Annotated in this window: 16 protein-coding genes and 4 tRNA genes; 3 read left to right on the top strand and 17 right to left on the bottom strand. The window is 42.3% G+C overall.

Annotated elements, in window-relative coordinates:
* Positions 1-12: 12 nt before the first annotated feature.
* The 14 genes from rpoC to ACFPIK_RS14745 all read right to left on the bottom strand — a co-directional run bounded on the left by rpoC (position 13) and on the right by ACFPIK_RS14745 (position 15,803).
* Positions 13-4,326: a DNA-directed RNA polymerase subunit beta' gene (gene rpoC, locus ACFPIK_RS14810; RefSeq protein ID WP_377916636.1), complete on the bottom strand. Its 4,314-nt coding sequence runs from the start codon at positions 4,324-4,326 to the stop codon at positions 13-15.
* Positions 4,327-4,373: 47 nt separating this feature from the next.
* The gene (gene rpoB / locus ACFPIK_RS14805) at positions 4,374-8,249 is read right to left on the bottom strand and encodes a DNA-directed RNA polymerase subunit beta (protein ID WP_377916634.1); all 3,876 of its coding nucleotides are present in this window, start codon (positions 8,247-8,249) and stop codon (positions 4,374-4,376) included.
* A 157-nt stretch (positions 8,250-8,406) separates the two neighbouring features.
* Positions 8,407-8,787, bottom strand: a complete 381-nt coding sequence (rplL, locus tag ACFPIK_RS14800; RefSeq protein ID WP_377916632.1) for a 50S ribosomal protein L7/L12 — start codon at positions 8,785-8,787, stop codon at positions 8,407-8,409.
* A gap of 41 nt (positions 8,788-8,828) precedes the next feature.
* Complete coding sequence (gene rplJ, locus ACFPIK_RS14795) at positions 8,829-9,371, bottom strand: 50S ribosomal protein L10 (RefSeq protein WP_377916630.1); 543 nt, start codon at positions 9,369-9,371, stop codon at positions 8,829-8,831.
* A 2-nt stretch (positions 9,372-9,373) separates the two neighbouring features.
* Positions 9,374-10,072, bottom strand: a complete 699-nt coding sequence (gene rplA, locus ACFPIK_RS14790; protein ID WP_377916628.1) for a 50S ribosomal protein L1 — start codon at positions 10,070-10,072, stop codon at positions 9,374-9,376.
* 10 nt (positions 10,073-10,082) lie between these two features.
* Positions 10,083-10,526 carry a 50S ribosomal protein L11 gene (gene rplK / locus ACFPIK_RS14785; protein WP_111392737.1) on the bottom strand — a complete coding sequence of 148 codons (444 nt, stop codon included), beginning with the start codon at positions 10,524-10,526 and terminating at the stop codon, positions 10,083-10,085.
* Positions 10,527-10,529: 3 nt separating this feature from the next.
* Complete coding sequence (gene nusG, locus ACFPIK_RS14780; protein ID WP_187175990.1) at positions 10,530-11,087, bottom strand: transcription termination/antitermination protein NusG; 558 nt, start codon at positions 11,085-11,087, stop codon at positions 10,530-10,532.
* A gap of 13 nt (positions 11,088-11,100) precedes the next feature.
* Positions 11,101-11,289, bottom strand: a complete 189-nt coding sequence (gene secE, locus ACFPIK_RS14775) for a preprotein translocase subunit SecE (protein ID WP_026966270.1) — start codon at positions 11,287-11,289, stop codon at positions 11,101-11,103.
* 17 nt (positions 11,290-11,306) lie between these two features.
* Positions 11,307-11,377 (bottom strand) — tRNA-Trp (locus ACFPIK_RS14770).
* Between the two features lie 111 nt (positions 11,378-11,488).
* Complete coding sequence (gene tuf / locus ACFPIK_RS14765; RefSeq protein WP_377916625.1) at positions 11,489-12,676, bottom strand: elongation factor Tu; 1,188 nt, start codon at positions 12,674-12,676, stop codon at positions 11,489-11,491.
* A 57-nt stretch (positions 12,677-12,733) separates the two neighbouring features.
* Positions 12,734-12,805: transfer RNA gene (locus tag ACFPIK_RS14760), tRNA-Thr, on the bottom strand.
* Positions 12,806-12,837: 32 nt separating this feature from the next.
* Positions 12,838-12,910 (bottom strand) — tRNA-Gly (locus tag ACFPIK_RS14755).
* A gap of 69 nt (positions 12,911-12,979) precedes the next feature.
* A tRNA-Tyr gene (locus ACFPIK_RS14750) sits at positions 12,980-13,062 on the bottom strand.
* A gap of 152 nt (positions 13,063-13,214) precedes the next feature.
* Complete coding sequence (locus ACFPIK_RS14745; protein WP_377916623.1) at positions 13,215-15,803, bottom strand: M1 family aminopeptidase; 2,589 nt, start codon at positions 15,801-15,803, stop codon at positions 13,215-13,217.
* A 99-nt stretch (positions 15,804-15,902) separates the two neighbouring features.
* Here ACFPIK_RS14745 and ACFPIK_RS14740 point away from each other — a divergent pair, with 99 nt between their 5' ends.
* From ACFPIK_RS14740 to frr, 3 genes are all read left to right on the top strand, one after another.
* A complete protein-coding gene (locus ACFPIK_RS14740; protein ID WP_377916621.1) occupies positions 15,903-16,397 on the top strand; it encodes an acyl-CoA carboxylase biotin carboxyl carrier protein subunit in 495 nt (164 codons plus the stop codon).
* 225 nt (positions 16,398-16,622) lie between these two features.
* A complete protein-coding gene (pyrH, locus tag ACFPIK_RS14735) occupies positions 16,623-17,330 on the top strand; it encodes a UMP kinase (protein ID WP_377916619.1) in 708 nt (235 codons plus the stop codon).
* 14 nt (positions 17,331-17,344) lie between these two features.
* Positions 17,345-17,905 carry a ribosome recycling factor gene (gene frr / locus ACFPIK_RS14730; RefSeq protein ID WP_377916617.1) on the top strand — a complete coding sequence of 187 codons (561 nt, stop codon included), beginning with the start codon at positions 17,345-17,347 and terminating at the stop codon, positions 17,903-17,905.
* A gap of 46 nt (positions 17,906-17,951) precedes the next feature.
* On the opposite strand, the gene ACFPIK_RS14725 is transcribed toward frr, so the two are convergent.
* The 3 genes from ACFPIK_RS14725 to ACFPIK_RS14715 form a co-directional block, all read right to left on the bottom strand.
* On the bottom strand, positions 17,952-18,512 hold the full coding sequence (locus ACFPIK_RS14725; protein ID WP_377916615.1) for a pyridoxamine 5'-phosphate oxidase family protein: 561 nt from the start codon (positions 18,510-18,512) through the stop codon (positions 17,952-17,954).
* 176 nt (positions 18,513-18,688) lie between these two features.
* Positions 18,689-21,310 (bottom strand): ATP-dependent chaperone ClpB, encoded by a 2,622-nt coding sequence (clpB, locus tag ACFPIK_RS14720; protein WP_377916613.1) that lies wholly within the window; start codon positions 21,308-21,310, stop codon positions 18,689-18,691.
* A gap of 244 nt (positions 21,311-21,554) precedes the next feature.
* Positions 21,555-22,805 carry a dipeptidase gene (locus ACFPIK_RS14715; protein ID WP_377916611.1) on the bottom strand — a complete coding sequence of 417 codons (1,251 nt, stop codon included), beginning with the start codon at positions 22,803-22,805 and terminating at the stop codon, positions 21,555-21,557.
* Positions 22,806-22,990: the final 185 nt, after the last annotated feature.

The following is a 22,990-nucleotide window of genomic DNA, read 5'->3' as shown; positions in this document are numbered from 1 at the left end:
TATGAAATTGATTTATAGAATAGCTTCACTTGATCTTTTGGAAGTTGTTCTTTCCATATTTTCAGAGAGCTTTTCGTACTCCTCCTTAGATCCAACGATCATATTTTGGAATCTTCTCTGTCCAGTACCTGCTGGAATCAAGTGGCCTACAATTACGTTTTCCTTCAATCCCAAAAGCTCGTCTCTCTTACCTCTGATCGCTGCCTCTGAAAGAACTTTTGTTGTCTCTTGGAAAGACGCGGCAGAAATAAAGCTTTCAGTACCCAAAGAAGCCGCCGTGATACCTTGAAGAGTAGGAGCGGAAACGGCGGTCTCTGCATCTCTTACTTGTACAAGTTTCAAATCTTTTCGCTTCAAGCTGGAATTTTCATCTCTTAATCTTCTTGAAGAAATGATCATGCCTGGCTTGAGGGTAGAAGAATCTCCGGCATCCATCACTACTTTCTTATCAAGAATGTTATCGTTTTCCTCACGGAAAGCCCACTTGTCAACAACTTGACCTTGCAAGAAATTAGTATCACCCGCATCGAGGATTTCAACTTTTTGCATCATCTGAGATACTATTACCTCGATGTGCTTATCGTTGATTTTCACACCCTGAAGTCGGTAAACTTCCTGAATTTCATTTACAAGATATTCTTGAACAGCTGTTGGTCCTTTGATCGCCAGAATATCGCTTGGCGTAATAGCACCATCTGACAAGGGTTCACCTGCACGGATAAAGTCATTTTCTTGAACAAGAATGTGCTTGGACAAAGAAACCATGTATTTCTTGATCACACCGTCTTTTGATTCGATGATGATCTCACGGTTACCTCTCTTGATACCACCATAAGTAACCACACCGTCAATTTCAGAAACGACTGCAGGATTGGATGGATTTCGAGCTTCGAACAATTCTGTAACTCGAGGAAGACCACCTGTGATATCTCGCGTCTTACCCACAGATCTTGGGATTTTAACCAAAATCTGTCCAGCTTTCACTTTCTCACCAGCTTCAACTGCTAAGTGTGCTCCTACCGGAATGTTGTAACCTTTAGAATCTTCTCCATGATTGATTACAATCGCAGGGTTCTTGGTTCTATCTTTTGTTTCAATGATAACTTTTTCACGGAAACCAGTCTGATCATCAGCAACTTCTTTGTAAGTAATACCCTCTACGATCGCTTCAAACTCTACAGAACCGTCAAATTCTGAAAGAATAACAGCGTTATATGGATCCCAAGTGCAAAGTGATTCGCCTTTTGAAATTTTCTGACCATCCTTGACATTCAAGATCGCTCCATAAGGAACGTGGTTAGAAACTAGAGTTTTGCCTGTCTTAGCTTCGTTGATCTTGATTTCACCTGATCTACCCATTACCACAGTTACTGGTTCCCCGTCTCTGTTGGTTGTTTCTAGGTATCTTAGTTCTTCATCAAATTCAACTACACCATCAAACTTAGCATTAATGCTGGCGTCTACAGCCATGTTAGAAGCTGTACCACCTACGTGGAAGGTTCTCAAAGTAAGCTGAGTACCAGGTTCACCAATGGATTGTGCTGCAATAACCCCAACAGACTCACCTGCCTGAACCATCTTGCCTGTTGCAAGATTTCGTCCATAACATTTAGAGCAAACGCCTCTTCTTGTTTCGCAGGTCAATACTGATCTGATTTCTACCTCTTCAATTGAGGATTCATCTACTCGCTTGGCAATTTCATCTGTGATTTCAACTCCTGCGGGAATGATCAATTCATCTGTTGCAAGATCGTAAACATCATGAACGGAAACTCTGCCCAAGATTCTTTCAGAAAGTGGTTCAACGATTTCATCGTTGTCTTTCAAAGGTTGAACTACAAGACCTCTCAATGTACCACAGTCTTCCTCAGTAATGATCATATCCTGAGCAACATCTACTAGTCGACGAGTCAAATAGCCCGCATCGGCTGTTTTCAATGCTGTATCAGCAAGACCTTTACGAGCACCGTGAGTAGAAATAAAGTATTCCAATACATCCAAACCTTCTTTGAAGTTGGAAAGGATTGGGTTTTCAATGATTTCACCTACCGAACCTTGAAGATTTTTTTGAGGCTTAGCCATTAGACCTCTCATACCACCCAACTGCCTGATTTGCTCTCTAGAACCTCTAGCTCCTGAGTGCATCATCATATAGATAGCATTAAATCCTTGCTTGTCCTCCTCCATCTTCTTCATCAGATTATTAGTCAAATGAGAATTGGTACGAGTCCAAATATCAATTACTTGGTTGTAACGTTCGTTGTCTGTGATCAGACCCATGAGGTAATTATTCCAAACTTGGTCTACTTCCTCTTTGGCCTTGGCGATCATCGGTTCTTTCTCTTCAGGAATGATTACGTCATTCAATCCCATAGAAAGCCCCCCTTGGTATGCCATCTGGAAACCTAGGTGCTTGATGTCATCAAGGAACTGAGCTGTTCTGGCAATGCCACAAACTTTCACAACTTCAGCGATGATTTGCTGTAGCTTTTTCTTAGTCAATAGCTCATTAACATAACCAACTTCCTCAGGAACAAACTGATTGAAAATCAATCGACCAGCAACTGTCTCAATAATTTGTTCTTTTATCTCGCCTTCAGAAGTTCTTACTTTGACTTTACACTTGATGTTGGCATGCTTAGAAATCTTACCTTCATTCAGTGCAATAATCACTTCTTCAGTGCTGTAGAAAGTCATTCCTTCACCAGCTACTGGTTCTTCAGGAGTAGACTTCTTGCCTTTGGTCACATAATAAAGACCCAAAACCATGTCCTGCGAAGGCACCGTAATTGGAGCTCCATTGGCAGGGTTTAGGATATTGTGAGCAGAAAGCATTAATGTCGAAGCTTCCAAAATTGCTTCATGACCTAGTGGTACGTGTACCGCCATTTGGTCACCGTCAAAGTCAGCGTTGAACGCTGTACACACCAACGGGTGAAGCTGAATCGCTTTTCCTTCGATCAATTTAGGCTGGAAGGCCTGGATACCCAATCTGTGAAGAGTTGGGGCACGATTAAGGAGCACAGGGTGTCCTTTCAACACGTTTTCCAAGATATCCCATACCACGGGATCTTTTCGATCCACAATTTTCTTGGCAGACTTTACGGTCTTTACAATACCTCTTTCGATCAGTTTTCTGATGATAAATGGTTTGAAAAGCTCAGCCGCCATATTTTTAGGAAGGCCACACTCGTGAAGCTTCAATTCTGGACCTACGACGATTACAGATCGACCGGAGTAATCCACACGCTTACCGAGCAAGTTTTGACGGAAACGGCCCTGCTTACCTTTCAGCATGTCAGAAAGGGACTTCAAAGCACGGTTACCATCGGATCTTACCGCATTTACTTTTCTGGAGTTATCAAAAAGTGAATCCACAGCTTCCTGCAACATTCGCTTCTCGTTTCTCAAAATCACCTCAGGAGCCTTGATATCGATCAATCTCTTGAGACGGTTATTTCTGATGATTACTCTTCTGTAAAGATCATTCAAATCGGAAGTTGCAAAACGACCTCCGTCCAAAGGAACCAATGGACGCAATTCCGGTGGAATAACAGGAACCATGCGGACTACCATCCACTCAGGACGGTTTTCGATACGGGTTCTAGCATCACGGAATGCTTCTACTACTTTCAGACGCTTCAAGGCTTCTGCCTTACGCTGCTGAGAAGTATCGGTAGCTGCCTGGTGACGTAGAGAGTAGGAAAGATCATCCAAATCCAATCTTGCCAACAACATTTCCAAAGCTTCAGCGCCCATTTTGGCGATGAATTTGTTTGGATCGTCATCATCAAGCATATGATTTTCCTTTGGAAGCTTGTCCATGATGTCCAGATATTCATCTTCAGTCAAGAAGTCAAGGTATTGAACCCCTTCCTCAGCTTTGATGCCAGCCTGAACTACCACGTAACGCTCATAATATACAATCTGATCCAGCTTCTTAGTTGGTAGACCTAGGAGGTAACCAATTTTGTTAGGAAGAGATTTGAAGTACCAGATGTGTGCTACAGGCACCACCAATTCGATGTGGCCCATACGCTCACGACGTACTTTCTTCTCAGTCACTTCCACACCGCAACGGTCGCAGATGATGCCTTTATATCTGATTCGCTTGTATTTACCACAATGACATTCCCAATCCTTCACCGGACCGAAGATTCGCTCACAGAACAGACCACCCATTTCAGGCTTATAAGTTCTATAGTTGATAGTCTCTGGCTGGGTTACTTCACCATTTGAGCTATCCAGAATAGATTCCGGAGAGGCCAAGCTGATGGTAACTCGGGAGAAATCGTTGTTGAGTTTTTTATTTTTTCTAAACGACATAATTTTTTGAGATATGTTCAGGGCGGTTACCCGCCCTTTGAGCCAAATTAATCAAGGGTAATTTCAAGAGCCAAGCCTCTCAATTCATGAACCAATACATTGAATGATTCAGGGATATTTGGCTTAGGAAGGTTTTCACCTTTCACGATCGCTTCATAAGCTTTCGCTCTACCGATTACGTCATCAGACTTCACTGTCAAGATTTCCTGAAGGACATGAGATGCACCGAATGCTTCCAGTGCCCAAACTTCCATTTCTCCGAATCTTTGACCTCCAAATTGAGCTTTACCACCAAGCGGCTGCTGAGTAATAAGAGAGTATGGACCGATAGAACGGGCGTGCATCTTATCATCCACCAAGTGACCTAGCTTCAACATGTAAGCCACACCCACTGTAACTGGCTGATCAAATCTGTTTCCACTCAAGCCATCATAGAGGTATGTTCTTCCATATGCAGGTACTCCAGCTGCTTCCAGTTCTGCAGATACCTCTTCCAAAGAAGCCCCATCGAAAATAGGAGTAGCATACTTTTTACCCAATTTTTGACCGGCCCAAGCAAGGACAGTTTCGAAAATCTGTCCAATGTTCATTCGAGAAGGTACACCTAGTGGGTTAAGAACAATATCCATTGGAGTTCCATCTTCCAAGAAAGGCATGTCCTCGTCTCTTACAATTCGCGCAACAATACCTTTGTTACCGTGACGACCCGCCATTTTATCACCTACCTTGAGCTTACGCTTTTTGGCGATGTAAACCTTAGCAAGTTGAACTATACCTGCTGGCAATTCATCACCAACTTCGAGAGTAAATCGATCACGCTTGAATCTACCGGAGATCTCATTTCTTGAATTGGTATAATTCTTAACCAATTTCACAATCAGACCATTGGTATGTGCGTCTTCAGTCCAGTCATCCAAAATGATGTCCGAAATCAAGTTTGCCTCTTCAGGTACGTTGTAGTTAGACTCGTCTCTGTAAGGATTCTTAGCAGGGAAAAGGTTATTTTCAATATTCTTCAAATTGAACTTAACACCCTTGCTAATGATCTCATCGCCAAACTTGTGCTTAACTCCCTGAGAAGTTTTACCATCAAGCAACGTCACAAGCTTGCTGATCATTCGGGCACGGATACCAAGTAAGTCCTTGGAATATTTCGCCTTCAGTTTTTCAACTTCAGCCTTAGATTTAGCTCTGTTGTCTTTGTCTTTCTTAGGTCTAGAGAAAAGCTTGGTTTCAATAACCACACCGTTCAATGATGGTGAAGCCTTCAAAGATGCATCCTTAACGTCTCCGGCTTTATCGCCAAAAATTGCTCTAAGGAGCTTTTCTTCTGGAGTTGGATCAGTTTCTCCTTTAGGAGTGATTTTACCAATGATAATATCACCTTCTTTCACTTCGGCACCAACACGGATGATACCATTCTCATCAAGATGCTTCACAGCTTCTTCAGAAACGTTTGGAATTTCTGATGTCAGTTCTTCTTCTCCACGTTTGGTATCACGAACCTCTAATTGGAATTCTTCAACGTGAATAGAAGTGAAGATATCTTCACGAACTACTCGCTCTGATATTACAATCGCATCTTCGAAGTTGTAACCTTGCCATGGCATGTATGCCACTTTAAGATTTTTACCTAGAGCAAGCTCTCCTTTATTTGTAGAATAACCTTCTACCAGCACTTGGCCTTTTTTAACCTTCTCACCTTTTAGTACCAAAGGAGTAAGGTTAATGGTGGTATCTTGGTTAGTTCTTCTAAACTTGATCAAATCATATGATCTATACTCGTCTGAGAAATTGACAAGCAATTCATCTGAGGTTAAATCATACTTAACTCTGATTTTTTTCGCATCTACATAATCTACTACACCATCAGCTTCAGCTATAATCAAAGCTCTAGAATCAATTGCAGCTTTGGCTTCAAGCCCCGTACCAACAATAGGTGCTTCTGGCTTCAAAAGTGGCACTGCCTGACGCTGCATGTTTGATCCCATCAATGCTCTGTTTGCATCATCGTGCTCCAAGAAAGGAATCAAAGAAGCTGCAACAGATACAATTTGATTAGGAGCAACATCCATGTATGAGATCTCACTAGGATCTAGGACTGGGAAATCGCCTTCAAATCTCGCTTTTACTTTCTCATTTACGAATGTACCGTCAGCCTCTAATCTCGCATTAGCCTGAGCAATGTTGTTATTATCTTCTTCCTCTGCAGTCAAGAAAACAATATCCTCAGCATTCATGGCAACCTTCCCATTTTCCACCTTTCTGTAAGGAGTTTCTAGGAAACCCATAGAATTGACTTTAGCGTGAACGCAAAGTGAAGAAATCAAACCAATGTTAGGACCTTCTGGAGTTTCAATCGTACAAAGTCGTCCATAGTGTGTGTAGTGAACGTCTCGAACTTCGAAACCTGCTCTTTCTCGGGAAAGACCACCTGGACCCAATGCAGAAAGTCTACGCTTGTGGGTTAACTCAGCAAGTGGATTGGTTTGATCCATAAACTGAGAAAGCTGGTTAGTTCCAAAGAAGGAATTGATAACAGAAGAAAGGGTTCTTGCATTGATCAAATCAACCGGTTTGAAATCTTCATTATCACGAACGTTCATACGCTCCCTGATAGTACGAGCCATTCGAGCAAGGCCAACACCAAACTGGCTGTATAATTGTTCTCCAACTGTTCTAACTCTTCTATTGGAAAGGTGATCAATATCATCGACTACCGCCTTAGAATTGATCAATCCAATCAAATATTTAACGATGGAAATAATGTCTTCCTTCGTCAATACAATCTTATCAGGTTCTATTTCGAGACCTAATTTTTTATTAATTCTATATCTTCCAACCTCACCGAGATCATAACGCTTGTCAGAGAAGAACAAGCTTTGGATTACCTCGCGAGCAGTAGCCTCATCAGGAGCTTCGGTATTACGAAGCTGGCGATAGATTACCTCAACCGCTTCCTTCTCTGAGTTAGAATTATCTTTTTGTAGTGTATTGTAGATGATTGAGAAATCCGCCACGTTCACATCTTCTCTATGGAGAATGATGGACTTTGAACCGGAATCCAAAATCATTTCTATGTCTTCATCTGTCAATACCGTATCACGCTCAAGCAATACTTCATTTCTGTCAATAGAAACTACCTCACCGGTATCTTCATCCACGAAATCTTCTACCCAGCTTCTAAGAACTCTCGCCGCCAACTTTCTTCCAGCTGCTTTTTTAAGTGCAGATTTAGTAGCAGGTACTTCTTCAGACAAACCGAACAAATCAAGAATGTCTTTATCGGAACCATAACCAATAGCTCTAAGAAGTGTGGTTACAGGAAACTTTTTCTTACGATCAATGTAAGCATACATCACATTATTAATGTCTGTTGCAAACTCGATCCAAGAACCTTTAAAAGGAATGATTCTCGCTGAATAAAGCTTAGTTCCATTGGTATGTTTGCTTTGGGCAAAGAATACACCAGGAGATCTATGCAATTGAGAAACGATTACTCTTTCTGCTCCATTGATCACAAAAGAGCCCTTTTCGGTCATGTAAGGAAGATTTCCTAAGAACACTTCTTGTTCAATAGTTTCAAAATCTTCATTATCCTCATCATGACAAAGCAATCTCAATTTAGCCTTTAACGGAACAGAATAGGTGAGACCACGATCAATGCATTCCTCAACGCTATATTTTGGAGGATCTACTGCATAGTCAATAAATTCTAGAGTAAAATTTTCTCTGGAATCACTGATGGGGAAATTTTCAGCAAAAACCTTAAATAACCCATCTGCCCTGCGTTTCTCTGCCGGAGTATCCAATTGGAAAAAGTCCTTGAAAGACTGCAACTGAATATCGAGAAAATCAGGATAGTCTTTGACCACCTTAATGGAGGAGAAGCTTTTCCTTTCGGTTTGATTCTTGATAGCCAAGGTAGTGTATAGTTTATAGTTAAATTAAATATTAGAAAGCGACAATTGTCACTTGAAATAATGCAATTTTTATCCCGCGCATAAACAGGAAAAGACCTGACTAAAAAAGTCAGGTCTTCAGCTTAATCCCTAACCTAAAGGGTTAAGGATCAGCAAATTATTTAATCTCTACTTCAGCGCCAGCTTCTTCCAAAGACTTCTTCAAAGCCTCAGCTTCATCCTTAGCTACACCTTCTTTCAAAGGCTTTGGAGCAGCATCAACAAGATCTTTAGCTTCTTTCAAGCCAAGACCAGTCAATTCTTTTACCAATTTCACTACAGCTAGCTTCTGAGCGCCTGCTGCTTTCAAGATTACATCGAATGAAGTTTTTTCCTCTTCTGCAGGAGCATCACCAGCACCACCAGCAGCAGCAACTACTACAGCACCAGCTGCAGCAGGCTCGATGCCGTACTGATCCTTAAGGATATCTGTCAATTCTTTTACTTCTTTTACAGTCAAGTTTACCAACTGTTCTGCAAGTTGCGTAAGATCTGCCATTGTATTAATTATTTAATTGTTTTTTGAATGATTTGATAAGATTATTTTGAATCTCTTTCTGCCAAAGTTTTAAGAACACCTGTAATGTTGTTCTGTCCAGACTGCAAAGCAGATATGAGATTTTTAGCAGGAGACTGTAGCAATCCGATAAGATCACCCAACAATTCTTGCTTAGATTTGAGATTAGAGAGCATCTCAAGGTTGTTTTCACCCAGAATTACATCTGAATCAATACCAGCCCCTTTAAATACCGGTCTAGTCTCTTTTTTGCCCATTTTCTTCCGGAAATCCAAAAGAACTTTAGCAGGCAAATTGCTTGTCTCTTTTGAGAAAATAATACCTGAGAACCCTTTCAATGCACCACCTACCAGTTTAGAATAGTCCGCATCCAGATTCTCAAGAGCTTTAGCGATCAAAGTGTTTTTGTAAACTTTGTACTCAACACCTCTTTCAAAACAAGTTCTTCTGAATGCGTTAACTTCTGCAACTGTAAATCCGCCTGCATCTGTGATATAGAAGAAAGGGCTTTCTTTCAATTTCTCAGTCAGACTGTCGATAATTACTTTTTTCTCGTCTCTAGTCATGATTAAATACCTTGAATGCTACCCTTGTCTACCGAGATACCAGGAGACATTGTGCTGGAAATGTGAATGCTTTTAAAATAAGTACCCTTTGAAGACGAAGGCTTCAATTTTGAGATAGTCATGATTAGTTCCTTCACATTGTCCTGAATTTGTTCAGGGGTGAAAGAAACTTTACCAATACCAGCGTGAATGATTCCGAACTTATCAACTTTAAAGTCGATTTTACCAGCTTTCACTTCTTTAACTGCCTTACCCACCTCAAGGGTTACTGTTCCAGATTTAGGATTTGGCATTAAGCCCCTAGGACCTAATACTCTACCCAACCTACCTACTTTTGCCATGACATTTGGCATGGTGATGATCACATCAACATCAGTCCAACCGCCTTCAATCTTGGCAATATAATCGTCCAAACCTACGTAGTCTGCACCCGCTTCGGTTGCTTCCGCCACTTTATCAGGAGTACAAAGCACCAATACCTTGATGTCTTTGCCTGTACCATGAGGAAGGGCAACAACCCCTCTTACCATTTGATCTGCCTTTCGAGGATCAACGCCCAAACGAACGTCTACATCCACAGAAGCGTCAAATTTGGTCATGGTAATTTCCTTAACCAGTGAAGAAGCAGCCTCAAGGGAGTACATCTGGCTTGGGTCGTACTTAGAAAGAGCTTCTTTTTGCTTTTTTGTTAACTTAGCCATTTTATTTTATTTATACTTCCCAAGGGGCTTTACCAGATACTGTGATACCCATGCTTCGCGCCGTACCAGCTACCATTTTCATGGCAGATTCTACTTTGAAAGCATTAAGGTCAGGCATTTTAGTCTCAGCAATCACTCTTACCTGATCCCAGGTAACAGATCCTACTTTTTTTCTGTTAGGTTCCGCAGAACCACTTTTAACTTTTGCAGCTTCCAACAGCATATTAGCTGCAGGAGGAGTTTTTACTACAAAGTCAAAAGATTTGTCAGAATACACCGTAATCAGAACAGGCAAAACTGTACCCATTTTATCTTGAGTACGCGCATTGAACTGTTTACAGAACTCCATAATATTCAAACCCTTGGAACCAAGAGCTGGACCTACTGGAGGAGACGGGTTAGCCTGGCCACCTTTCACCTGTAGTTTTACATAACCAGTGATTTCCTTAGCCATTGCTTAGTCTTGTTTTTCTACTTGTATAAAGTTTAATTCAACAGGAGTATTTCGGCCGAAGATCTTAACCATAACATTAAGCTTTTTCTTTTCCTCAAATATCTCCTCAATAGTACCGGTAAACCCACTAAAAGGACCGTCCATTACTTTAACGGCCTCTCCGACTATAAATGGTGTATCCTGCTTCTCGGCAAACTCATCAATCTCCTCAACCTTACCTAAAATACGGTTGACTTCTGATTGTCGTAATGGCTCAGGGGTTTTGGAAGCTCCCCCCTGGTTTGATCCAAGAAAACCGATTACTCCCGGAATGCTAGTTATTACGTGATTGGCTTCACCATTGGAAAGATCCGCATTGACCAAAACATAACCAGGAAAGAAATTTCTTTCTCTGACTCGTTTTTTTCCGTTACGCATCTCGTATACCTTCTCAGACGGAATCAGCACTTCAGGAATAAATTCGTCCAACTTCTGTCTGAAGATTTCATTCTCCAGGTAGGTTTTAGTCTTTTTCTCCTGACCTGCAACTACTCTGAGTACGTACCACTTATGTTCAGCCATTCTGTAATTTCAATTAGAATAAATCATAAAACCATGTCATAATGTTCTCGAACCCTAAATCGACCACACCGATAAACAATGCAAAGATCAGGGAAGCAACCAACACCAATACGGCACTATTTTGAAGAAAGGAAAACTTAGGCCAAGTGACCTTATTTTTCATTTCGTCATAAGACTCGAGGACAAAGTTTTTGAGATTCATAGTCTATCTTCTTACTGCACGGGCAGAGAGATTCGAACTCCCATCAACGGTTTTGGAGACCGCTATTCTGCCATTGAACTATGCCCGTGTAAAATGTACGCCCGAAAACGGAACGCAAAATTAGAAATAATGTCTTTAGAAACAAATGCGATCCCAAAATATTCTTCGGGATCGCATTTAATTATATGATTAAGATTGATTAGTCGAGAATTTCAGTAACCTGACCGGCACCTACTGTACGACCACCTTCACGGATAGCGAATCTCAAACCTTTCTCAAGAGCTACTGCTGACAACAAAGTAACCTCGATAGTTACGTTATCACCTGGCATAACCATTTCAACGTTAGCTGGAAGTTTAATTTCTCCAGTTACGTCTGTTGTTCTCAGGTAGAACTGAGGTCTGTACTTGTTGAAGAATGGAGTGTGACGTCCACCTTCTTCTTTTGAAAGCACATAAACTTCAGCCTTGAAGTGAGCGTGTGGCTTCACTGAACCTGGCTTACAGATAATCATACCACGCTTGATTTGAGATTTTTCGATACCTCTCAACAACAAACCTACGTTATCACCAGCTTCACCTCTGTCAAGGATCTTACGGAACATTTCAACACCAGTAACTGTAGACTTAAGTCCTTCAGCACCCATACCGATGATTTCAACTGGATCACCAGAGTTGATAACACCTCTTTCAATACGGCCTGTAGCAACTGTACCACGACCAGTGATTGAAAACACGTCTTCAACTGGCATCAAGAAGTCTTTGTCGATCAATCGCTCAGGAAGAGGAATGTAAGTATCAACTGCGTTCATCAACTGCATTACAGTCTCAACCCACTTTTCTTCACCATTCAAAGCTCCAAGAGCAGAACCAGCAATCACAGGAATGTTATCACCGTCGAATTCATAGAAAGAAAGAAGCTCTCTAACTTCCATTTCAACAAGTTCCAACAATTCTGGATCGTCAACCATGTCGACTTTGTTCAAGAAAACTACAAGCTGAGGTACACCTACCTGACGAGCCAAAAGGATGTGCTCGCGAGTCTGTGGCATTGGACCGTCAGTAGCAGCTACAACAAGGATAGCACCGTCCATTTGAGCAGCACCAGTAACCATGTTTTTAACGTAGTCAGCGTGACCTGGACAGTCTACGTGAGCGTAGTGTCTGTTTTCAGTCTGATATTCTACGTGAGAAGTATTGATAGTAATACCTCTTTCTTTCTCTTCAGGAGCGTTGTCAATAGAAGAGAAATCTCTCAATTCAGAAAGACCTTTTTTAGCCAAAACGGTAGTGATGGCGGCAGTCAGGGTAGTTTTGCCATGGTCTACGTGTCCAATCGTACCGATGTTAACGTGCGGCTTGGAACGGTCGAAGGTTGCTTTTGCCATGCGTGAAAATCCTCAGTTTAAGTTTAAAGATATGTTTAGATAATAATTTCTGTGTTGAGCCAACGACGGGAATTGAACCCGTGACCCCTTCCTTACCAAGGAAGTACTCTACCCCTGAGCTACGTCGGCTTGCACTACGCAGTGTACTTATAAAAGCACAGAGCGGGAGACGAGGCTCGAACCCGCGACCTGCAGCTTGGAAGGCTGCCGCTCTACCAACTGAGCTACTCCCGCTTATTTCCGGTAACCCGGATATTTTGGCCCTGCAAAACTAGAAAAAAATTTTGCAATTAGGCAACTGGGTGGGGGAAACAGGATTCGAACCTGTGAAGACATAAGTCAACGGATTTACAGTCCGTCCCAGTTGGCCGCTTTGGTATTCCCCCAACTGAGTTAACATTTCATTGATCTGATACCCTTGTAACGTTAACGGATGGCAAAATTATAGCCTTTTGACAAAGTATCAAAGGGTGACTTCGAAAATTGGAAACTTTTTACTGAATAAACTTTCAATCTTTTCAAAATCAACCAATTAATTTTATTCCTTGAGCATTTCCAGAAAATAATTAAAGTAATTGCGCAATTCTGTGGAGTTCTCTTTCTCTGCAGCTTTTTCAAGCAACTTTATGGTTTCAGGGTCTTCCGCAAACCCAAGTAAGGCTTGGAATGCGCCCATACGCAAGTAATCCTTGGAATTATTCTGTAGAATCGCCATTAGATTAGTTATCGCTTGGGTCTTTCCTTCCGCAGGAAGCCTCACGAAATATTCTGAATAATAACCCAAAAAATAATAGAGGCCTTCCCCAGTCAAATGGGTAAGATTTTCATTAAACCATCCACCTTTGCCTGATACATGTTGTTTTAAGTAATATTCAGCTACAGGGATGACTATCCTGAAATTCCTACTGCTTGCCAAGCTATTTATCAAATCGGAATCGACTGAAACCTCTTCTGCCTGAATCATCGCCATCAGCGCAGACCCTGCAATCAAGTAAGAAGGATTATTTGTTAACCTCTTGAACGTCAAAAAGTATTTATCCGATGCCCATTGTCCCAACAAATCTATTGCAGCAGATCTTACCGAGTTCTTTGGATCGTTTTCCACTAAATCATAAACCAACTCTTCAATACCTTGAATCTTCTCTTTCCATTCAGGATCGGATTGCAAATAACCGAGAGCAGTTTCTCTTATAGACCAAAATGGGTCCTTAAGAGCAAGTGGCAAAACTTCCGATAATTCTTCCTTTGCTTCCCTTGATGCAAGACTGTCTAAAGCTTCATAACGAGCCACACCCAATTGGGATTCTTTGAATTGCTTTAAAAATTGTGAGTTGGATAAATTTTGAGTTCTTCTAGCCAAAAGGTTTTTTCCTTCATCAACATAGACCAAATCCACAGGAGTACCATTTTCGATGGCAAAAGACTGTTGCCCTTCTTTGACTATAAACTGCTTGGTTCTGCGATCTTTTCCTTCATACCAACTTATTTCAATAGGAAATTGAAAAAGAGGATAATCGGTTAAATCTTGAAGTTGATTAATCGTTATCAGGATGTTTTCTGGCTCCGAATAATCTATCTCTATAGCAATTTCCGGATGACCTTTAGATAGAAACCATTGATTGAAAAACCAATTCAAATCTTCTCCACTAACCCTTTCAAAAGCTTGGCGGAGATCGTGGACTTCCACGGATTGAAACGCATGCTTCTTTAAATATTCATGAAGTGACCTGAAAAACACCTCATCACCTAGGTATTTTCTAAGCATATGAAGAACGACCCCGCCCTTATTGTAGCTATGGGCGTCAAACATGTCTTCGGAATCATTATAGTCAAAACGAATAAGGTTTACTTTCTTTTCTTCCGACTCGGCAAAATAGCCTTCCATCTCTGCCACGAGCTTCAACGCTGCTTGGTCAGAGCTGTAATAATGCTCATTCCATAAGTATTCACTGTAATTCGCAAAAGCTTCATTGAGGGTAAGATTCGCCCAAGATTCAGTTGTAACAAGATCACCAAACCATTGATGAAAGAGCTCGTGGGCAATGATGTAATCCCATTCGGAATCTAAAGCTTCTCTTTCATCCAACCTCAACTCCTCCATAAAAATAGAAGCAGTGGTATTTTCCATAGCTCCTGAAACAAAATCACGAACTACAATTTGATCGTATTTCTGCCAGGGGAAAGGGACTCCGAGCTTTTTCTCAAAAAAAGACATCATCTTAGGCGTGTTCTCAAAAACCTTTGACGCACCTTTTTCAAAGCCTTTTTCCACATAGTATCCCAATGGAACATCCCCATGAGTTGCCTCTACCTTACCAAAATCACCAATAGCTATTGCTACCAAATACGGTGCATGGGGCAAATTCATCTCCCAATAATCCTTCCTTGATCCATTCCCCAGGTTCTCCTGTTTGACTAGTTTTCCATTGCTAACAGAAACCATGGAGTCCGGCACAGTGAGCCTTATCGAGTGCGTAAATCTTTCATTTGGCTTATCAATGGTCGGAAACCACTTGCTATTATGCTCTGTCTCACCTTGTGTCCAAATCATAGTAGGCTTACTGGGTATAGTATCCAATGGATCGATAAAGTAAAGCCCTTTTGTATCTGTAATCGCATCACTTCCACGACCAGAGTTTCGCTCTGGAAACGCTTTGTAGTTGATTTCTATCTCAAAAGTATCCTTGGAAGTAAACTCACGGGGTAAAAAAACACTGATTTGTTTTTCATCATACCGGTAGGAGAGTTTTTGAATGGAATCTGCTGCTACTAAAGAAATTGCCCCCAACTCAAAATCTTTAGCGTCCAATACCAATATTTTTTCCGGTGAAAAATGAGGTTTTGCTTGAATCCTGGCTTTCCCCAAGACAGACTGGTTTTTCCAGTCAAATTCCAGGTCTAGATCGGTATGCAAGATGTCAAAATCTCGTCTCGCGCTGGGCTGATAGGATTTGATCTCTTTCTCCTTCTGAAGCCTTAGTATAGATTGATCTACAGCTTGGCTTACTTCTGCAGCTCCTTTACTTATGCCTGGGATATCAGAGGCATCTGTAGCAGACTTCGGAGTTTTGCATGCATATGCTACCATGAAAATCCCTGTAAGTAGACATAATCTAAGAAGGAACATCAAATTTCGCTTTGGACTGGTTGGGTTTTGACTCATATTTGGGATAATCTAACGGACCTTACCGATAATAATTAAAGAAGTAAATCCAAATTAGCAGGAATGTTTTCAGTAAACCTTCAAAATAGCACTTACACGGTCGAAAAATCACACCATAATATTTTGGTCAACCATCAACCATTGACTTGGGATATCAAATGGATTGATGACCGACGGATTCATCTAATTAAAGGAAATGAGTCAATTGAGGCTGAACTGATTTCTATCGATCACGATACAAAAAGTCTCCAAGTACGACTTGGCTACCAAACGGCAACGCTCGAATTGAAGGATAGATTTGATCTTTTGCTTGAGAAAATGGGGATAACCAATTCAGGCACTGGTAGTCTAAAGGAGATCAAAGCACCTATGCCGGGTTTGATTTTGGACCTGAAAGTAAACGCTGGAGATGTGGTAAAAAAAGGTGATGTGGTGTTGATTTTGGAAGCTATGAAAATGGAAAATATCATCAAATCCCCTGGCGACGGAGTGGTAAAGGAGGTCAAAGTCAATCTCAAACAGAGTGTAGAAAAAAACCAGGTATTGATCCAGTTTTGAAAAAGTGGCCTTGGTCACTTTTTTTAATTGAGTGCCTATGGTAAAGTATGAAAGTGAATTTTAACCAAGCATTTTCCGAATCGATTCTGGCATTCTGAATTGAAGAATTTATATTTGCCGGATTGTTTTGGCTTGAGGAGAGTCTTTCCAATCCAGGTTTGAAATTATAGCACCCCAAATTTTCTCCCATAGGGAGAATAAACTTTAGAAACTATTCGCCAACCGATGAAATACAAACGAATTCTGCTCAAACTCAGTGGAGAATCCCTCATGGGAGAAAAGAAATACGGCATTGACCCTGCCATTCTTCAGCAATACGCCGATGAAATCAAAAAAGTGAAAGGAATGGGTGTGGAAATAGCCATAGTCATCGGTGGCGGAAATATTTTTAGGGGAGTTCAGGCTGAAAAATCAGGAATTGACAGAGTGCAAGGAGACTACATGGGAATGCTGGCCACACTGATCAACGCGATGGCATTACAAAGTGCACTTGAGCAAAACGGCATGTATACCCGATTGATGTCAGGGATCAAAATAGAAAGTGTTTGCGAGCCATTTATCCGTCGAAGAGCTATTCGACACCTTGAAAAAGGCAGAATCGTGATTTTCGGTGCAGGTATTGGAAACCCTTATTTCACCACCGATTCTACTGCTGCGCTTCGTGCTATCGAGATTGAGTCGGATGTGGTATTAAAAGGAACCAGAGTGGATGGCGTTTACACAGCCGATCCAGAAAAAGATGCCACTGCTACCAAATATCAAAACATTTCTTTTGACGAGGTATATAAGAAAAACCTCAACGTCATGGATATGACCGCCTTCACGCTTTGCCAGGAGAATAATCTTCCCATCATTGTATTTGACATGAATAAAGAAGATAACTTGTTCAAGCTGGTACAAGGTGAAACTATCGGAACATTGATCACCGCATAACCAAGAATATACTCATGGAAGAAATAGAATTATTCTTAGACGAAGCCAAAGAACTCATGCAAAAAGCTGTGGATCACACCGCAGCCGAATTGGTAAAAATCCGCGCCGGCAAAGCAATGCCTAACCTATTGGATGGCATCTTTGTACAGTACTATGGGTCTCCTACTCCACTGAATCAGGTTTCTTCGGTGACTACACCTGATGCAAGAACTCTTGCGATCAAACCTTTTGAGAGAAAACTGATCTCTGATATCGAAAAAGCAATCATCAATTCTGATTTAGGCCTCGCTCCTCAAAACAATGGGGAAATCATTATCTTGACTATACCTGCCTTGACGGAAGAACGCAGATTGCAACTCGTGAAACAGGCAAAAGGGGAATGTGAACATGGAAAAATCTCCATTCGCTCTGTCAGAAAAGAGACCAATGAATCCCTAAGAAAACTTCAAAAAGAGGGCGCTTCCGAAGACGCGATCAAACGTGCCGAAGAACAGGTCCAAAAATTCACGGACAGCTACTCCGCAAAAATCGATGAGCTTCTGGTGAAAAAAGAAGCCGACATCATGAAAGTCTGATCTAGGAAGCTCTGGAGAAATCCAGAGCTTTTTTCTTACAGAATGGTCATGGAACCAACCATACTCCCTTCCAGTCTTTTGATTTTTCAAACTGGATTCGAAGGTGACCTTCTTTGCTCAGTTGGAGTGCTTCGATACAGTGAGGGCTGATTTTTAGGACGGTGAAAAAAGATTCCTCACCCAAATCCCAGCCCGAATCCGGACTAGAAATCTCCTTTCCCGGAGGCAGCATTCCCATGTATTCCGCTCGGCGAGCCTCAGGAATCCCTTTCCAATAGCGCTCCGAAAGCTCATCTTGAAAATGAACCTCTGTCATTGCCTCAACTCGGACTTGCAGCATTTTTTTGGGATGATAAAAATGAAGAGTGACCATCGGAGAGCCTTGGATTTCTCTCACTTTTTCAGATCTATAATTGGTGAATATCAAAAAATCTAACTCTTGGGTCACTCCTCTCAAGACAACCGTCCGAACCTGAGGAAACTCCCGCCCCAGAGTTCCCAAGTTCACATATCGAAACGGATGCTTGGGATCCAATGCACCGCGATGCAATTCATGCTTGATAAACTGCCAAATTCCGGATGGAGAGTCTGAATGGGAAAAGAGCATGATGATTAGTTTATACGATAACTCAAACTTGGAAATCGAGTTCAAGCAAAATGAAAACCGGAGGAATTAAAAATTGAATATATCAATCAGAAAATCCTCCATCACCAAAAAACTTTAAATGAAAATAACCCTCGAAATCTGAGATCTCGAGGGTTTTAAATTAATCTTTTCGAAAGTTAAACCTCCACGGTCGCATCAATATTCTTGAAATAAACCTGCTTGTCAGCATCCAAGTCTACCAGTACCGCTGAGTCATTTTTGATATAGCCTGCCAAGATCTGCTTGGAAAGTTCATTCAAGATCAATCGCTGCATGGTACGCTTGAGTGGTCTGGCTCCAAAGTTTGGATCAAAGCCCACTTCACCAAGGTAATCCAAGACTTCTGTAGTTGCTTCAATCTCAATGTTGGATTCAGAAAGACGCTTCTGAATTTCTCTCCATTGAATATCCACGATCTTACGGATAACCTGCTTATTAAGCGGCTCAAACATGATCGTCTCATCGATTCGGTTGAGGAACTCGGGTCGAACTGACTTTTTGAGTAGTTCGTAAACTTCCGCTTTGGTCTTTTCCAAGATCTCTTCCTTATTCCACTCTTCCATCTCGGCAAATCGCTCCTGAATTAGGTGTGAACCGATATTGGTAGTCAGAATAATGATAGTATTCTTGAAGTTCGCAATTCGGCCTTTGTTGTCCGTCAAGCGACCATCGTCCAAGACTTGAAGCAAGATATTGAATACATCAGGGTGAGCCTTTTCGATCTCGTCCAAAAGGATGACTGAATACGGCTTTCTTCGAACCGCTTCGGTTAATTGACCGCCTTCATCGTAACCCACGTAGCCCGGAGGTGCTCCCACCAATCGGCTGACGGAGTGGCGCTCTTGGTACTCGGACATATCGATCCGCACCATGGCATTGTCGTCATTGAATAGGTATTCAGCTAGGGCCTTGGCCAACTCGGTCTTACCCACACCAGTAGTACCCATGAAGATAAAGCTACCTATCGGCCGCCTAGGGTCCTGCAATCCGGCACGGCTTCTTCTCACCGCATCCGAAAGTGCGGCAATCGCTTCCCGTTGACCCGCTACTCTTCGGCCCAACTCGTCTTCGAGATGAAGCAGTTTTTCTCGCTCGGATTGGATCATCTTGATGACTGGAATTCCTGTCCACTTGGAGACTACCGCTGCGATGTCTTCATTGTCCACTTCCTCTTTGAGCAACGGCGAACCAGCCTGCATTTCCGCCAACTGGGATTTGAAGGATTCCAGCTTCTTCTCCGATTCGCCGATTTTTCCATATCGGATCTCAGCTACTTTCCCAAAGTCGCCGGCACGTTCTGCCTGTTCAGCTTCAAGTTTCAGCTTTTCGATAGCTTCTTTTTCCCGCTGAATCCCCATGATCACCGCTTTTTCGCTTTCCCATTTGGCTTTGACGGACTGTCTTTTTTCACCCAATTCTGCAATCTCTTTGCTCAGAATCGCTTCCTTGTCTTTGTTGTTTTCTCTTCGAATCGCTTCCCGCTCAATCTCAAGCTGCATGATTCGCCTGTTCAGCTCATCCAATTCCTGTGGAAGGGAGTCGATCTCCATTCTCAGTTTGGCAGCTGCCTCATCCATCAAGTCGATGGCTTTATCCGGCAAGAAACGGTCAGAAATGTACCGCTGCGAAAGCTCGACCGCTGCAATGACCGCATCGTCTTTGATTCGCACCCCATGGTGAAGCTCGTACTTGTCTTTGATTCCTCGAAGGATGGAAATCGCATCCGCCGCATCGGGTTCGTCCACGATGACCGCTTGGAATCGACGCTCCAATGCCTTGTCCTTCTCGATGTACTTTTGATATTCCTTAAGCGTCGTCGCGCCGATAGCATGGAGTTCCCCACGTGCCAAGGCTGGTTTGAGCAAGTTGGCAGCATCCATTGCTCCTTCTCCTCCACCTCCGGCTCCGATCAGTGTATGGATTTCATCGATAAAGAGAATAATTTCTCCATCTGAGTCCGTCACTTCTTTGATTACGGCTTTAAGTCTCTCCTCAAACTCTCCTTTGTACTTGGCGCCTGCCACGAGCAAGCCCATATCCAGGGAAATCAAAGTCTTGGACTTTAAGTTTTCCGGCACGTCACCGGAGACGATTCGCTGAGCTAAACCCTCGACAATGGCGGTTTTACCCACACCAGGCTCACCGAGCAAAATGGGGTTGTTTTTGGTACGCCTCGCGAGGATTTGAAGTACCCTTCTGATTTCTTCATCACGGCCGATTACTGGGTCGATTTTACCCTTTTTGGCCAATTCGTTCAGGTTTTTGGAATACTTTTCCAAAGCCCTGTACTTGCTCTCTGCATTGGGATCAGTCACTTTATTTCCTTTTCTTAATTCCTTGATAGCTTCGATCAGGGGCTTTTCAGCCAAGCGCTGATCTTTTAAGAGCTGGGCGACGGCATCACTTCCAGCTAAAATCCCCAGAAGCAAATGTTCGATGGCGACGTATTCATCCCCAAAAGTCTTGAGGTAATCTTTCGCCTTTGTCAAAGCTTGATTGGTCGCGCCTGCGAGGTAGGGCTGCTGATTGGCTCCGCTTACTTTGGGAAACTTGGCGAGTTGCTCGTCCAGCTTTTGCTCGATCAATTGCTTATTTGTCCCAAGTTTCTTGAAGAGAAAATCTGTAACGTTTTCGTCTTCAGCGAAAATCCCCTTCAGCAAATGGGCAGTCTCGATATTTGGCTGACCTGCACTCGTCGCAAGCTCGGCAGCCTTTTGTATCGCTTCCTGAGATTTGATGGTAAATTGCTTGAAATCCATAGTGGTTGATAGTGGTTAGTTAGTTTCTTTCTTCCCATTGGATCAAATGCTCAGCCAAGGCGATTTCCAAGTCAGAATGGCTTGAAAAACGACTTTTTGAAAGGATTTTCTGAAAATTTGACAGAAAAAAGTAAGTATTTATTACTCAAGTACGCCCTTAAGTCAGCCTTTGCCTTTCAAGCCCAAAAAACAAAAGCTCCCGGTCTTTAGAAATGCCGGGAGCTTTTCAAGCTAGAATTAGACCTTACTTCTGACTAGCCGCATAGTCCTCCACGGCCTTCCAGACCCGGAATACATTTTTATAACAAATCTTCTCGATGTCTTCTCGTGAATAACCTCGCTTTAGCAATTCGGCAATCAAGTTTGGAAACATGGAAACATCCTTCAGCCCAGTAGGAAGTGAATCTCCTACGCCATCGAAGTCTGAGCCCAAGCCCACATAATCAATCCCTACCAAGTTGACCACATGGTCAAAATGATCCGCCACTCTCTGAACGGTGGGAAAAGGATTATTCTTTTCTGAATATTCCTGGATATAAGCCTGTGCTGCGGAATCACTTCTGGAAAGATTGTTTTCAGCAAGCCAGTTTACAATATGCTCTCGGACCTTAGCTGAACCTGCTGCATACGCCGAATCGATAAAAGAACCACCGAAATTGATCATCATCACTCCACCGTTTTTGGCCATAGCCTGAATCAGTTCATCGCTCATATTTCGCTCAAAGCCCGGAGTGAATTTTCGGACAGAAGAATGTGAAGCTATCACGGGAACTTTGGTTATCGCCAAAGCATCGCGAAAGGTATTGTCAGAAACGTGGCTCAAATCGACCATAATTCCCACACGATTCATTTCAGCCACTACTTTTTCCCCAAACTCACTTAATCCCCCATTGGTACCTGTGGTATCATAGCTCGCATCACCGATGAGGTTGTCTTTTCCATGGGTAAGGGTAATGTATCGAATACCTCTTTTGTAAAAGTATTCCACATTCGATAAATCATCCTCTATCCCAGCGCCATTTTCCATTCCCATAGGGAGGGAAATCAGCCCTTTGGCAAAATTGGCTTCAATATCTGCAGGGCTGTATGCCATGGCAAACTTGTCCGGAAACGTGCTTGCCAATCGCTCAGTCATCAAAATCAAGGAATCCGCCAAAGCTTTTGAAGCGCCTGGGATTGCCTGATTGCCTGCAGGAATATAAATTGACATAAAAGGCGCATCGAGTCCCCCTTCTTTGGATCTAGGATAGTCAAAATTTCCGTCAGGAGTCCTGACAGAAACATCCAGTATTTCACGCTGAAGGGTAAATCTTCCGACTTTCATCCGATAGGGAAGGTCCACGTGACCATCTACCATGATGGTGGATTGGGCTATTTCTATTGCAGCCTTTAGCCGTTCTTCATCCGACATTTTGGTATAATCGGGAGCATTTTCTTTTTGACTGCATGAAGCAGTAAGTGCTAGGAGAGCCGCGAGAATAAAATTTCTATTCATAGTCGTGTAAAATAATCTAGTGGGAATATAGCGTGTTCCGAAAAATGATTCTAAAAAAGAGACTGTTCAAATAACTGTGTCAAAATTTAAACCATTAAATTTTGACTATGAAAGAAGACAAAGAAGAGTTTGATTTCAAGGCTTTCGCCAAGCAGGCCGGAGATGCGCTTCGGTCAGGTAAGCCA

This window comes from Algoriphagus aquatilis (assembly GCF_042657405.1).
GTDB classification, from domain to species: Bacteria; Bacteroidota; Bacteroidia; order Cytophagales; family Cyclobacteriaceae; genus Algoriphagus; species Algoriphagus aquatilis.
The sequence above is the reverse complement of the archived record's forward strand: the minus strand, read 5'-3'. Positions and strand labels throughout refer to the sequence as shown.